Genomic DNA, 15,586 nt, shown 5'->3' on the forward strand with positions numbered 1-15,586 from the left:
TTGTGTTATTTGGAATTAGTGGTTAGTCACAAATCTACAATTTTTTTTTAATCGCAAAAGGCAGTCCGGTAAATTCATTCCTATATTTACAGGCCCATGGACGCCCATACGCCCGCCTCTTTTTACAAGCTTCTAAAGGAAAAATTCCCACACCAGCCCACCGCGATGCAGGATATCGCCATGCAAAAAATGGCGGGTTTTGTCATCCAGTCTGCCACCAATGGGGTGTTCCTGTTAAAGGGATATGCGGGAACCGGGAAAACCACGTTGCTTGGGACCCTGATTACAAATTTGTGGCATTGCAAGAAAAAAGCCGTGCTGATGGCGCCTACCGGGAGGGCCGCAAAGGTGATGTCTTCCTATACGGGTACCCAGGCCTTCACCATACACAAGCAAATTTATTTCCCCAAGAAGGAGCGTTCCGGGGGGGTGCGTTTCACCCTGGCCCCGAACCGCCATCGCAATACGCTCTTTATCGTAGACGAGGCCTCGATGATTCCGGATGCGCCCACGGAATCCGCCAAGGGGCCGCAGGCGTCCCTGCTGGACGACCTTATTTCCTATGTGTATTCTGGGTTTAAATGCCAGTTGATGCTGGTAGGGGACACCGCCCAGCTCCCGCCCGTGAAACTGAGCCTGAGTCCTGCCCTGCAGGCCCATACCCTGGAATTGCAATACGGCAAATCGGTGGAGGAACTGGAGCTGGACGAAGTGATGCGGCAGGCCGAGGATTCGGGTATCCTGATGAATGCCACCCGCCTACGGGAGGCCCTGGTCATGGACCCTGTGGGGGAATTCCGGTTTTCACCCGAAGGCTATCCGGATATCGTGCGGCTCACGGACGGATATGAGATACAGGATGCGATAAACAACGCCTTCGATACCTGCGGAAAGGAGGAGACGGCTGTTATTGTCCGGTCCAACAAGCGGGCGAATCTCTACAACGAAAACATCCGCAGCCGCCTCCTTTTTCTGGAAAACGAGATTGCCGTAGGGGATTATATGATGGTGGTCAAAAACAATTACTTCTGGATCAAGAGCAGTTCCGAGGCCGGGTTCATCGCCAACGGCGACATTATCGAGATCCTCGAGCTGTTCGCCATTAAAGAACTCTATGGGTTCCGGTTTGCGGAGTGCAAGGTGCGCATGGTGGATTACCCCCGGATGAAACCCTTCGAAACGGTGCTGTTACTGGATACCATCAAGGCCGAGAGCCCCGCCCTTTCCTATGAGGACGGCAACCGCCTGTACCAGGCGGTTATGGAAGACTACGCCCACGAAACCTCTTCCTACCGGAAGTTCCTGGGGGTTAAGAACAACCCCTTTTTCAATGCCCTTCAGGTGAAGTTCTCCTATGCCATTACCTGCCATAAATCCCAGGGAGGGCAGTGGGAGACGGTTTTTGTGGAGCAGCCCTACCTCTCCGGGAGCCCTGACCGGGAATATCTGAGGTGGTTGTATACGGCCGTTACGCGGGCCCGGAAAACGCTCTACCTCATTGGCTTCAGCAACGATTTTTTTCTCCGTGGGGATTGATGTATTTTAGAGTCAAAACCAGTCCCGCATGAGTGCAGAATCCATCCTGAGTATTTTCCTGGGCGTAGGCTTGGCGGCCTCTGTGGGTTTCCGGGTATTTCTCCCTCTTTTTGTACTTAGCCTTGCCTCCTACAACGGCCTTTGGGACCTCAATGAAAGCTGGACCTGGATCGGCAGCCTGGCGGCTGTCATCACTTTCGGGGTCGCCACCCTGGTGGAATTGCTCGCGTACTTTATCCCTTGGGTAGACAACCTTTTGGACTCCATCTCTCTTCCTCTGGCAGCCATTGCCGGGACTGCAGTGATGGTTTCTACAGTCGCCGGCCTGGACCCCCTGCTTACCTGGTCCCTGGCCATCATCGCCGGTGGCGGTACGGCTACTGCCATTAAGGGCGCTGCTGCAGGGGGACGTCTGGCGTCCAGTGTAGGCACCGGCGGACTGGCTAACCCGGCCATTGCCACCCTGGAAACCGGCACGGCGACTGTCATGAGCGTTGCTTCTGTCCTGGCCCCGGTTTTTGCGGCCCTGCTGGTCATTATTGTATTGGCCCTGGTCTTCCGGATCTACCGGAAACTGCGGCCGAAAGGAAATGGGGGTCGCTGAAATAAATGTACCTTTACAATCGAAATAAACACCAGAATCCATGAAGGTATTCGCCATGATTCCTGCCCGTTACGGGGCTTCCCGCTTCCCGGGAAAACTCATGCAGGACCTGGGAGGAAAACCTGTCATCGTACGAACCTATGAAGCCGCCGCGGGCACCGGCCTTTTCGACCGGGTTATTGTGGTTACCGACAGTTCGGAAATCGCCGAAGCCGTTACCGGGGCCGGGGGTGAAGTCATTCGCAGCCGTGAAACCCACGAGACGGGAAGTGACCGCCTGGCCGAAGCCGTTGCCGGCCTGGAGGTGGATGTGGTGGTCAATGTGCAGGGGGACGAGCCCTTTACAGAACGGGAAAGCCTGGCCAAGTTGCTGGATGTTTTCCACCAGGACCCGGAAGGCGTGGTAGACCTGGCCTCTCTGATGACGGAGATTACGGACCCGGAGGATATTGCCAACCCCAATACGGTAAAGGTCATTACCGACCGTCAGGGGTTTGCCCTGTATTTTTCGCGAGCCCCCATCCCGTACCAGCGGGCAGAACAGCCCAAGGCTGTCTACTACAAGCACAAAGGGGTTTACGCCTTTCGCAAAAGGGCCCTTATGGACTTCAGGAACCTGCCCATACAGCCCCTGGAGGCCGTTGAAAAAATAGAGGCCATCCGCTATCTGGAGTACGGCAGGAAAATCAAAATGGTACAAACCGATGTAACCGGAATTGAAATCGATACCCCGGAGGACCTGGAAAGGGCAAAAGCAGCATGGACCTAGACTTTACCAACATTACCACCATCGGTTTCGATGCCGACGATACCCTGTGGGTCAATGAAACCTATTTCCGCAGGGCGGAGGATGAGTTTGCCGGGTTGCTGGAGGATTTTGAAACCAAGAACACGGTAGACCAGGAACTCTTTAAAATGGAGATGCGCAACCTGGACCTTTACGGGTACGGCATTAAAGGGTTTATGCTATCCATGATAGAATCGGCCCTGGAACTCTCCAACCAACGCGTCTCCCAGCAAACCATTGGCCGGATCCTGCAGATAGGTAAGGATATGATTGCCCACAGACTGGAATTGCTCGATGGGGTGGAGGAGGTGCTCTCCAGCCTCCATGGCAAGTACCGCCTGCTGGTGCTCACCAAAGGAGACCTGCTGGACCAGGAGCGCAAACTGGAGAAATCCGGCCTGATGGACTATTTCCACCATGTGGAAGTCCTCTCGGATAAAAAGGAAAGTAATTACTCCCGCCTGCTGGAACACCTGGAAATTCCGGTGGAGGAATTCCTGATGGTAGGGAATTCCCTGAAGTCGGATGTTTTACCCATATTGAACATTGGTGCCCGAGCCGTTCATGTGCCCTTCCATACCACCTGGGCTCATGAACAGGTAGATCCCTCCGAGCATTACAACTCCCATCTGACCTTGGGGAATCTCAGGGAGTTATTAAAGTATGTAAACGGATAGTATGAAAGTAGAACGAAAAACCACCAAACCCGGGGAACGACAAACTTCCCGGAACTTCCGAAATTTCCCCATGGTGCCCCGTGTGGTCTTCGGGGCAGGAAGTTTCGACCAACTGGGGGACATCCTCATGCCCAAGCGGCGCCATGCCGAGGCCCCGGTGATCTTTTTGGTGGACGATGTATTTGAAGGGACGCAACTGTTGGGGCGGATTCCCGCTATCTTCGATGACCAGATCATCCTGATAAGTGCCGATGAAGAACCCAAAACCGTCCAGGTAGACACCCTGGTTACCCGGATTCGACAATCCTTCGGGGCCACGCCTTCCGGGATTGTGGGCATTGGGGGAGGGTCCGTAATGGACCTGGCCAAAGCCGTGGCCATTATGCTGAACAACGAGGGCCACAGTGCCGATTACCAGGGTTGGGACCTGGTGAAACGGCCGGCGGTGTACCATGCCGGGATCCCGACCCTGAGCGGGACGGGGGCAGAGGTGAGCCGCACCGCCGTATTGTCGGGACCCCAGCGGAAACTGGGAATTAATTCGGACTATACGGTTTTCGACCAGGTGGTCCTGGATCCGGACCTCACCCGGGGTGTTCCTAAGGACCAGTGGTTTTACACCGGGATGGATTGCTATATCCACTGTGTGGAATCCCTGAACGGCTCGTATCTGAATGCCTTTAGCAAGAGCTATGGGGAGAAGGCCATGGAACTCTGCCACGAAGTCTTTTTAGGCGATCCCTCCCCGGAGGAAAGCCGCGAAAAACTGATGATGGCTTCCTGGCATGGAGGGATGAGTATAGCCTACTCCCAGGTTGGCGTAGCCCATGCGGTGAGCTATGGGCTCTCCTATGTACTGGGCGTTCCTCACGGACTCGGGAATTGTTTGGTGTTCAACCACCTGCAGCAGTACTACCCTCAAGGGGTTGAAACATACCTGAAAATGCAGGAAAAACACGGGATACGGATGCCCAAGGGCGTCTGCGCCGGGGTTTCCCCTGAGGAGATGCAGACCATGGTAGAGGTGGCACTCTCCATGGAACCCCTCTGGGAGAATGCCCTCGGCCCCCACTGGAAAACACAAATAACCCCGGAAATCCTGTCGGGGATTTACGAAAAAATCTGAATGGCATGAAGGCCTTTGCCTCCTGGATTTTTTACCGCCTGATGGGCTGGAAGCTAACCGGGCCCAGGCCGGAACTGGAAAAGTGCGTCATTGCTGTAGCCCCGCATACCCATTGGGTGGACTTCCTGCTGGGACTTATCGTGAGGAAGGTTTTAGCCCTGGAAATACATTACATCGGGAAAGCTGCTTTGTTCCGGCCGCCCTATGGCTGGTTTTTCCGGTGGACCGGGGGTACTCCCGTAGACCGGAGTGGGGGCAAGGACAATGTAAAGGCTGCAGCCGAGATCTTCGGACAAAGGGACCTCTTCCGCCTGGCCCTTGCCCCGGAGGGAACGCGCAAAAAGGTGGCGCGCTGGAGAAGCGGGTTTTACTACATCGCTCTGGAAGCCGGGGTTCCTATTTTCCTGGTGGCTTTCGATTTTGGCCGGAAGGAGGTCCGGATTTCCCAGCCGCAGTACCCCACAGGTAATTTCGAGTCCGATTATGCCCAATACCTGTCCTTCTATGAAGGGGTGGAAGGCTATGTCCCAGGGCGCTTTTGATTATTATCCCACATTAGCCTCGCTCAAAAATAAAATGGATGGAGCAGGACTCGAAGTCTCCGTCATTGTCGAAGTCGTACTCCCCGGTGTCTGCCCCGCCATTTAAGGAAAGGACCGTGCCGTTGTAAGTATGACCGTAGGTGTCCCAGTCCCCGGGGTCATCGTCCCATTCAATGGCAAAGTAATAGCTGCCCTGCCAGGCTTCCCAGAACATTTCCCCGCTAACCGTATAGGCTGGCCGGTCCGCCGGGTTCAAAATCAGGCTGAAGCGGCCACTGGTCTGGACTGTCATTCGGGCAGACCCCCCTTGTTCTATGAGATCCACGGAGGTGGTACTTACGGAGAACTGGGCCTTGGTGGCATCCCAGGTCCCGGCCAGTTCGCTGATAGCGAAGGGCCCGTCCTTGGTGGTAACGTCTTCGTCCCCATCGCTGCTGCAGCCCAGGGACAGGAAAAGTAGTACGAGAAGGGTGATGGTGGTTTTCATGATAAGGGTTTTAGCCGGCGCCCCGTCTTTAGGGCACCTATGCAAACCTAGCGGTAAGGGCTGGCCCTGGCAATGATGCGGGTCAGCAGTGGCGGGGCTGGACAAATGCCAGGAGGCACCATTTGTTAAAGGCTTCGGGGATATGGATGAACATCGGCGGAGAACCTTCCTACAAGTTTGCGTAAGGATAACCTGCCCTGGGTTTTTATTGTATCCTTTTACCGAATTTTTGTGCGTCTTGACGATTAATACCGCCGGTCATCGAGCGGGAACCCGTTCAAATGCTAATCTTTAGGGTGCTGAAGTCAACGATTAACCAATTACGCTTCACCCAGGATTTCCATCCTGATCTATTTCCTTATCGTTCCCCCATTGGTTAAAGGAAGATGCCCCACAGCTTCCGCATAGCCTACCTGTGCATTGGTGCGTAACGCGCTCCTGTGCCTATGATTGAACACTACCCGAGTACCCGCTGCCGACGGTATCCCTGCAGGGATTTCCCTGCAATCCGTCACATGCTGAGCCTGTCTTCCGGAAGTCTCCGGATGGTGGGCCTTAGTGGTGTATTCCTGGGGGGTGACTTCCGGCATAGGCGTGTCTTAATCCTGAAAGACCAAAACCACCAATATCCCACAACCCATCCCACCTATGGAACGATTTGTACTCCCGATCCTGGAAGCTACCCTGCGTAGCTTCAATGCCTTAATCAATGGTAGAAAAAGCAATCTGACTCCCTTGCCGGAGCCGGTCAGACCAGACTCCAAACCCTACCGGAACTGGCTGCCCCTGGCCGTCCTGCTGGTGGCACTCTCCGGGGTAGGTTCCTGGCAGTCTGCCATGGCCCAGGCAGATATGTCCGTAACCCCGGCCACTTCTACGGTAAATACCGGAGACACATTCTCCCTTACCGTGGAAATTGCAGCCAATGGGGTTACCTACAGTACGGCAGACGCCTACCTGAGCTTCGACCCGGCTATTCTCGAGGTGCAGAGCGTTACCGCCGGTGGAACGGAGTTGCCCATCCCATTGCTGTCTGTCTCCAACAATACGCTTGGGACGGTACAGTATAGTGCTGGTAATTTTGCAGCACCCACAACGGCCGATATCGATCTGGTGGTGATCGAGTTCCAGGCCATTGCCGAGGGCACTACCACTGTAGACTTCTACGACCCGGATGGTGCCGACCCCATCCAGAGTGGCGTGTTCCTCACCGGCACCAATTTTGTGAATTCCCTTACCGGAGCCAGTGTTACGGTAGGTACCGCCAACCAGAATCCTGTCGCCTCCTTTAGTATTACCCCGAACCCTGCGGAAACCAACCAGGTGGTCTCCTTCGACGGGACGGGCAGCACGGACGACGGGACTATTGTTTCCTGGGAATGGGACTTTGACGGGGACGGTAATTTCGACGATACCACTTCCGGGGCGAATACTACTTTTTCCTATACCACAGCCACTACCTACACCGTAACCCTGCGGGTAACTGACGACGGGGGGTTGCAGGGGGTAAGCCAGCAACCTATTACCATCACGTCCCCCTCCATTACAACCTACACGGTGAATGCCAGCGCGGGCCCCAACGGGTCTATCTCCCCCTCGGGGGCCGTCTCTGTGGACGAGAACGACAATATAACGTTTACCATCACTCCGGATCCCGGGTTTGAGATCGCGGAATTACTGGTAAACGGGAACCCGGAACCCCCAACTCTTAGTTATGAGTTCGTTGGGGTAACCCAGAACAGCAGCATTAGTGTGACCTTCCAGGAAATCCCTCCCTTCCAACTTTGTATTGCCTCGGGCAGCGCAGACCTGGTGGCTTTCGGCCGGAATTTTGTCGGGGATCCGGCCACAGCCCCGCCAACGGGGCTCGGCTTTACCCGGACCAACGGGACCGTTTTTTCAAATTACAGTAATGCCATTGCCGGTACAACCCCGGGAAGTGGGGAAGAACTGCTGTTCCAAAAGGAAATCTATGGCGGTGCCCCTGCCAACCCGGCATTTATTTATGACATCCCTGTATCAAATGGCTTTTATCAGGTAGACCTGTATTTTGCCGAGGTATTCCACCCCAGTTCGGGTGGACGCGTTTTTGACGTTTTCCTGGACGGGAACCTGATCCTTGACGAATACGATTTGGTAGACCCAATAAAGGATGGCCTTTCCAGCAACCAAACCGCCATTACAAGAACTTATTTTGTCCAGGTCACCGACGGCTCGGTGAGCCTGCAGATCGGGGATGCCACTATTGACAACGGCAAGCTCTCTGGGATTTGCGTCACCGAGGTGTCTTCTGCAAACCTGCACCCGCTGAGCGCCATTGGGGATTTCAGCGTGAATGCCGGGGAGGCCGCCGCTGTCCTGCTCAATATCAATGACCCGGAAAACGACCCCCTGACGGTTACCCTTAACGGGTTGCCCGCAAGCCTGACCTATAATACGGGTAACGGACAACTGGAAGGCACACCCCTGCCCGGGGATGCCGGGGTTTACACCATCAATGTTATTGTGAGCGACGGCACCAGTGCCCCGGTCACCGAAGAATTTACCCTGACCATCAACCCGCCAGCCGGAGACGATCCTCCTGCAATCGCGGCCATTGCGGATGTCTTTGCCAATGAGGGCGATGCCATTTCCGTCCCCATTGCCGTGACAGACGATACCAATCCTGCCGCGACCATCGAAATATTCGACGTGAGCGCCGGGGGTACCAATCCCTTTACCCCAACAACAACGGTAACGGTAGGTTCCCTTACGGACAATGGCGGCGGCAGCTACACCTTCGACTGGACGCCGGCCCCCGGGGAAGGCAAATCCTATCTGGCTGTGGTTACGGCCAACGACGGGGTGAACCTCCCCGTTACTGAGTCTTTCCGGATAAACGTGGCCCAGCAACTGCCGGGAACCATCCTGGCCAGGACGTTCTTCAACCCGGATCCCTGGTATGGCAGTTCAAGCCCTACAAGCCCCTATACCGTGGCCATTGAGGACAATGCCAACCAGAACATTGGCTATATCAACAATGGGGACTTTGTTGACTACCTGATACATGTCCCGGTTGCAGGCACCTACGACCTGGAACTGTTTGCCGGTAAAGGGGTTGCAGGGACCACTGTAATTACGGTATCTGAAGAAACAACCTCCGGTTTCAACCCTATCGGAACTCTGAATGTGGTGCAGACGGGCTGGCAAACATACGTCCCCTACACGGCTCAGGTGACCTTTGCAAACCCCGGGGTACAGACCTTGCGCCTGGCCTTTAACGGGGGTGCAAACGTCAGGGATTTTAATTTCACCACGCCGCTGGATGTACCCCCGACCATTGACCCCATTGCCAATGTTGAGGTTTCTGAGGGAGGGACAGTGAACCAGGTTATCCAGGTAAATGATGATTCCAACCCCAATGCCTCAATTGTCATCTATGACAAAAGCGTCTTCAACACAGGGGGCAATACTACACCCTTCACCTCCGGGTTGGAGGTTCCCTCCTCGGACTATACCTTTACTGAAAACCCCGTTGGTTCAGGAACCTGGACCCTGAACTGGGTGACTGCCCCTGGTGACGGACGGGCCTACCTTGCCCGCATAACTGCGGATGACGGGGCCAACCCGCCAGTAACTGAGGAATTCCTGATCGATATCGCCCAGCCCGTTCCTGCCACAGTGCTGGCACGAACCTTTGCCAACCCACTGCCCTGGTACGGGGGAAGTCCGGCGGCCCCTTTCACCGTGGCTATTGAAAATACAGCTGCCCAGAATATCGGTTGGATCGATACTGGCGAATTTGTGGAATATTTTATCGATGTGCCTGCTGCAGGTACCTATACCGTGGAAATGTTTGCTGGCAACGGCAGTGGTGCAGCTACCACGGTAACCTACCTCGAGGAGTCGGGAACAGGTTTTACCCCTATAGGTTCGGTTGTGGCACCGGCTACGGCCTGGCAGTCCTACAGCGGGTATGCTACGGACATAACCTTCACCAGTCCCGGACCCCAGACTCTGCGCCTGGAGTTTAACGGAGGGGTGAATATCCGTGATTTTGTTTTTACCCTGGTCAGTGACAATGCTACACCTGTAGTGGTAATCAACTCCCCGGCAGACGGTATTTATGCCACCTCCGATGTAAGCCTTTCCTTCACGGGGACGGCTAACGATACCGAAGACGGGGATCTCTCCGCAGCCATCAGCTGGAGCTCTAACCTTGATGGCGCCCTTGGAGTAGGGGCCTCCGTGAATGCCTCCCTTTCCGTGGGCACGCATATCGTCACCGCATCGGCCACCGATCTTGACGTAGCAGACCCCCAAACGGGGGAAAGTACCATAATAGTCAATGTCGTGGAATCCGATCCCTTCTGCGCCACCCCGAGTTTCCGGGTGAATGCGGGTGGGCCGGCCATCCTGTCGGCCAATGGCGATTTTGAGGAAGACCAGAAAGCCAGCGGCCCCACCAACGGCACTGCCCAGCTCGGAACGCCTTCTCCTTACTTGGATCTGACCCCTCCCGCACTGGACCAGACTTTTGGCTCCAATGCGCCTTTGGTGTCGAACACCACGGGGTATCCAGATTACCTTTTCCAGACCGAGCGATACAGCGAAGCCGCAAACCCGGACAATATGAACTGGGCCTTCCCCACGGGCAACGGTGTCTTTGAGGTTAAACTGCTTTTTAATGAGAACTGGACCGGGGAGATCAACAGTCCCAGGGTTTTCGACGTATTGATCGAAGGAGACCTGGCCCTGGACGACTACCGTCCGTCAGGACCCACTGGGGCCGACGTGAATGTGGCTAAAGTAGAGACATATACGGCTACGGTAACCGATGGCGTCCTGAACATCAACTTTATCCAGGGCACACAGAACCCGTCCATCAAAGGGATAGACATCTGTTTTGTTTCGGATCTGAATACCGCACCGGTGGTAGCCATTACCGCTCCCACGGCAGGTGCCAGCGTCAGCCGCGGCCAGGCCATTACCCTGGAGGCTACGGCAAATGACACCGAAGATGGGGACGTAAGTTCCTCGATCCAATGGACTTCGGATTCCGATACCCAGTTTACCCCCGCCGGGTCAGGGGGAAGTACCACAGGTACGTTTGTAACCCCGGGTACGCAACTCCTCCGGGCGACTGCCGCGGATTCCGAGACCCTGCAAGGTTTCGATGAGATCAGCGTGGAGGTGAGCGCCCCTGCGGTGACCTTTGTGAGCCCGACTAGTGGCAGCACACTTTCCAGCCTTACGGTCAATGTGGAGGTCAGCACTACGGATGTCTTGTTTGGCAATACCGAACACTTCCACTTCTTCATCAACCCTCCGGACCCCAATACCCTCGATATCAATACTCGGGTTTCCACCGCACCGGCCACTGCGCCCTGGAAGCTCAGTGATACCGAGTTCGTCTTTGACGAGAACAGCGGTGCCTTGTCTGCCAATGGGCAGGGTAATGGCATAGTGGAAGGGGAGAATACCCTTATTGTTATCGTTGCGGACCAGTTCCATACCGAATTCACCAATCCGGAAGCCCGGGCCGAGGTAACCTTCGACGTCTGTTTGGTTTCTATTACTGATGTTTCGCTGGAAGATCCTTCAGGCTGTACTACCAATGACGGAAGCTTTCAGGTCACGGCCACAGGTTCCAACCTGGAATACAGCAGTAACGGGGGCACGGACTTCTTCCAGAACGGCGGGGCCTTCAGTGGCCTTTCTGCAGGAACTTATGACATTGTAGTCCGCAGTGTGGACAATCCCGATTGCACCGCTACTACCCAGGTCGTCCTCAACGATCCTGCCGGCCCGATGCCGGTCATCAGCGGCCCGCTCACGTACCTGCAGGGTACCCCCGGGGTAACCCTCGATGCCGGGGCCGGCTATACCAGCTATCTCTGGTCTACCGGAGAAACCAGCCAGACCATAGATGTTACGGCGGGCACCTATTTTGTAACCGTAACCGACTCCAATGGTTGTACGGGCACCTCCGTTTCCGTTATCGTAACCGAGGACCCGGATACCATTGCCCCTTCGGCAGTTTGTAAGAATATCGAGATCTTCCTGGATGAAAACGGCGTGGCGACACTCACAGCCGAAGATATAGATGGCGGCTCCACCGATAACGTGGCTATCGCCTCCCTGGTCGCCAGTACCACCTCTTTCGATTGTTCCAGCCTCGGGCCCAACCAGGTGATGCTTACAGTTACGGATGTGAATAACAACACCGATTTCTGTATGGCCACTGTTACGGTTACTGATCCGGTGGCTCCGGTAGTCTCCTGCGCGGCCAACGTGATTGTGACCAGCTCCAACGGCAGCCCGGTTATCGTGACGGTCCCGGAGCCCGGTATCCTCGACAATTGTGATTCCGGCCTTACTGCCACTGCGGTGCGCAGCGACAATGCCAGCCTGACACTGTCCGATCCGTTCCCGGTTGGGACCACCCAGATCACATGGTCGGTTACCGACGCCTCCGGCAATACGGGGACCTGTTTCCAGAATGTGATCGTGAACTTTACCGCTTCCGCGGCGAATGATATCGTGAGTTTCACTGTAGGCGGTCAGGTAGGAGCTTCCGATATCAATGCGGTGTCTCACACCGTTGCTTTTACGATGCCGTTCGGAACAGACCTGAGCGATCTTACGCCTACCATTGGTGTTTCTCCCTTTGCTTCTATTGATCCGGATACCGGGGTGCCGAACGATTTCACCTCCCCGGTGCAATACACGGTGACTGCCCAGGACAACAGCCAGCAGATCTGGGAGGTCACGGCAAGTCTTGAAGCCGATGGAGAAAACCCGGTGGTAACCTGTCCGGGAGATATCACAGTTTCCAACGACACCGATCAGTGCGGTGCTGTGGTGACCTTCTCGGCCTCTGCCACCGATAATGATGGCAGTGCCCCATCGCTGTCCTATTCCCATGCTCCGGGCAGTTTCTTCGAGGCGGGTACTACTACGGTAACGGTTACAGCCACCGACCTGGCCGGCAATACGGCCCAGTGTACCTTCAATGTGACGGTCAATGATGGGCAGGCACCGGATATCGTGTGCCCCGGAGACCAGACGTTAACCGGAGATATCTCAGGTAACCTTTCCATGCCGGACCTGACAGGCCTGGCCAGTGCAGTCGATAATTGCGACGCCAGTGTGGTGGTCACCCAGTCGCCGGTAGCCGGGACCGCGGTTTCGGGGATCACTCTTGTTACCCTTACAGCAGAGGATCTGTCAGGGAATACTGCTACCTGCAGTTTTAACCTGACGGTAGAATTGGCCTCTGAAGCCAACCTGGTCATTGCGCCTGCTTCCATGGAGGTCACCCTCTTTGAAGGCCAGACGGCGGATGTCTTCTACACGGTAGACTCAGACGATGCCAGCACCCTGCCCACTCCGGCAGCCATGACCCTGACGGACAATGCCTCAGGCGTAGCACCCACCTGGGCGGCCACCACCAGTGCGGCCAACCAGGATACGCCCTATGAGGTTATCTTCAATAGTGCAGGCCTGGCCCCCGGCACGTATACAGGGGTCCTTGAAGCAGGGCCGGTGACCGGTTATACCAATGCCAGCATCCCTATAACCCTCAACGTGGTGGCGGTACCCCCGCTGGGCGTGCTTGAATTCGTCCTGGTGGATGCCGATGCAGATGTGGATCTGTTCACCATTACCGAGGGGATGCAGATCGACGTGAACACCCTGCCCACGGCAAACCTGAATATCCGGGCAGAGGCCGGGCCGTTGACGGAAAGCGTAGTCCTGCAACTCAGCGGACCGCTCACCAAGTCGCAAACCGAGAGCGTACCGCCCTATGCCCTATATGGGGATGCCTCCGGCAATTACAACCCGCAGGTCTTCCCGCTGGGTACCTATAACCTGAATGCCACTGCCTATTCCGGCAACAGCGGAAGTGGTACGGCCGGAGCCACTGCAAACGTTTCCTTTGCCTTTACCGACCAGGATCCGGCTTGTGCGTCCTTCCTGGCCCTGTTGGAATCCAGTACGGACCCGACTACCTGTTCAGGGACAGATGGCAGCGCGACCCTTTCGGTCAGCGGTGCCACGGGAGCGGTAAGCTATGACTGGAGCCATGATGCCGGGCTCAACGGACCAACGGCAACAGGACTTGCAGCCGGGGCATACTCCGTTACAGTTACCGACCAGAACGGCTGCGTAGATGTGGTGGCCTTTACCCTCACGGGGCCGGCCCTGCCCATTGTAAGCCTGGCGCCTTTTGCCAATGTAGTGACTACCGATGCGCCCTTTGCCCTTACCGGCGGTTCGCCGGCTGGAGGTACCTATAGCGGTACAGGCGTGAGCGGAGGTTTCTTCGACCCATCCGTTGGGCCGGGTACTTTCCCGATTACCTACACGTATACTGATGGCAACGGCTGTTCCAATAGCGCCGTACAGTCTATAACGGTGACCGCTGAATTGGATAATTCAGCTCTTATCGTCCTGGATGCTACCACGGATACGGAATTGTTTGCCCTGGTAGACGGTATGACTATCTACAAAAGCGATATTGGAGAAACCCCTCTTGGGATCATATATAATGCGGACCTGAACCCTGGAGGCGTACAGTTCAATCTGAGCGGCCCCCTTACCCAGAACCGTTTCGAAGGTCCCGCTCCCCATTCCCTCTTTGGAGACAAAGGGGTGGATATCCAGGGCAAACCCTTCCCCGTGGGCAGCTACGTGCTGATCGCCGATCCGAATAACGGACCCACGCTAACGGTGAACTTCACCGTAGCGGACGAGGATCCATTGTGTGCCGGTTTCGATGCTAGCCTGGCGAGCACTTCCCCGGCCACCAGTTGCCTGGTGTCTAATGGCAGTGCGACCATTGCCGTGAGCGGGGCTACTGGATCGGTCACCTACGCCTGGAGCCATAATGGCGGCCTGAACAGCCCTACGGCCACAGGCCTTGCGCCGGGTAATTACTCGGTTACGGCTACGGATGCTAACGGATGTTCGGATACCCTAACCTTCAGCCTGAGCGGACCTCCGCTTCCTGCGGTAACCCTGGCCCCGTTTGCAAGTGTGCTCAGTACGGATGCCCCCTTTGCCCTGAGTGGCGGTTCCCCAGCTGGCGGCACCTACAGCGGTACAGGTGTCAGTGGAGGCGTATTCGATCCTTCTGTAGGACCGGGTAGTTTCCCCATCACCTACACCTATACCGATGGCAACGGCTGTACCAATAGTGCGGTTCAAACCATCCTGGTGACTGCTGTTGGCGGATCCTCACCCCTGATTGTGCTCAATGCCAATACCGATACCGAGCTCTTCCGCCTCTTTGACGGAATGGTGATTGACAAGGCATCGATAGGGGAGACCCCCCTGGGTGTGATCTTTGACCCGGCTGTTACCTCAGGAGGGGTCCAGTTTAACCTCACCGGACCTATCAATGAGAGCCGTTTTGAAAGCCCGGCCCCGCGTTCGCTCTTTGGCGATATCGGGACGAATATCCTCGGGAAGCCTTTCCCGGTTGGCAACTATACCCTGGTGGCCAACCCGAATATCGGCCCGACCATTACGGTGAATTTCTCCGTGGTACAGAGCCCGGCTACTGCTAAAATAGCCCCTGTAATACCCATGACGGCCAGCCCGAACCCTGCCGATACCGAGGTACAGGTAACCTTCGAAGAACCGGTGCGCCTGGTTTCCCTCCATGTCTTTGACACCTCCGGGAAACTGGTTAAAGTGGTCCAGGCCGGAGGGGATGAAAACCTGACCTCGTATCAGTTGCAGGTCATGGACCTCCCCATCGGGATTTATTACATCCGGGCCACCGATGCCTACGGCAATTCGTATCAGGAAGAAGTAGTGGTAAGCCGTTACCGGTAACC

Annotated in this window: 8 protein-coding genes; 7 read left to right on the plus strand and 1 reads right to left on the minus strand. The window is 55.8% G+C overall.

The genetic code is table 11. From position 1 onward, the window contains the following. Positions 1-96: 96 nt before the first annotated feature. From CA832_RS06960 to CA832_RS06985, 6 genes are read left to right on the plus strand one after another with little or no spacing between them, the layout of a single operon-like run. Positions 97-1,536, plus strand: a complete 1,440-nt coding sequence (locus CA832_RS06960) for an ATP-dependent DNA helicase (protein WP_088340877.1) — start codon at positions 97-99, stop codon at positions 1,534-1,536. A gap of 28 nt (positions 1,537-1,564) precedes the next feature. Continuing rightward, positions 1,565-2,140 carry a DUF4126 domain-containing protein gene (locus CA832_RS06965; protein ID WP_088340878.1) on the plus strand — a complete coding sequence of 192 codons (576 nt, stop codon included), beginning with the start codon at positions 1,565-1,567 and terminating at the stop codon, positions 2,138-2,140. 40 nt (positions 2,141-2,180) lie between these two features. Next, the gene (gene kdsB, locus CA832_RS06970) at positions 2,181-2,909 is read left to right on the plus strand and encodes a 3-deoxy-manno-octulosonate cytidylyltransferase (RefSeq protein WP_088340879.1); all 729 of its coding nucleotides are present in this window, start codon (positions 2,181-2,183) and stop codon (positions 2,907-2,909) included. Continuing rightward, positions 2,900-3,604, plus strand: a complete 705-nt coding sequence (locus tag CA832_RS06975; protein WP_088340880.1) for an HAD family hydrolase — start codon at positions 2,900-2,902, stop codon at positions 3,602-3,604. The genes kdsB and CA832_RS06975 overlap by 10 nt, the downstream gene beginning before the upstream one ends. 1 nt (position 3,605) lies before the next feature. After that, entirely contained in the window at positions 3,606-4,730 is a 1,125-nt protein-coding gene (locus CA832_RS06980; protein ID WP_233131754.1) for an iron-containing alcohol dehydrogenase family protein, read from the plus strand. A gap of 5 nt (positions 4,731-4,735) precedes the next feature. Next, entirely contained in the window at positions 4,736-5,272 is a 537-nt protein-coding gene (locus tag CA832_RS06985; protein WP_088340881.1) for a 1-acyl-sn-glycerol-3-phosphate acyltransferase, read from the plus strand. 13 nt (positions 5,273-5,285) lie between these two features. Here CA832_RS06985 and CA832_RS06990 read toward each other — a convergent pair whose 3' ends face one another. Next, entirely contained in the window at positions 5,286-5,759 is a 474-nt protein-coding gene (locus CA832_RS06990) for a hypothetical protein (RefSeq protein WP_088340882.1), read from the minus strand. A gap of 648 nt (positions 5,760-6,407) precedes the next feature. Here CA832_RS06990 and CA832_RS06995 point away from each other — a divergent pair. Next, the gene (locus tag CA832_RS06995) at positions 6,408-15,584 is read left to right on the plus strand and encodes a malectin domain-containing carbohydrate-binding protein (protein ID WP_088340883.1); all 9,177 of its coding nucleotides are present in this window, start codon (positions 6,408-6,410) and stop codon (positions 15,582-15,584) included. The last annotated feature ends 2 nt before the right edge of the window (positions 15,585-15,586 follow it).

The sequence above is a fragment of the Robiginitalea sediminis genome (assembly GCF_002198115.1).
Lineage (GTDB): Bacteria > Bacteroidota > Bacteroidia > Flavobacteriales > Flavobacteriaceae > Robiginitalea > Robiginitalea sediminis.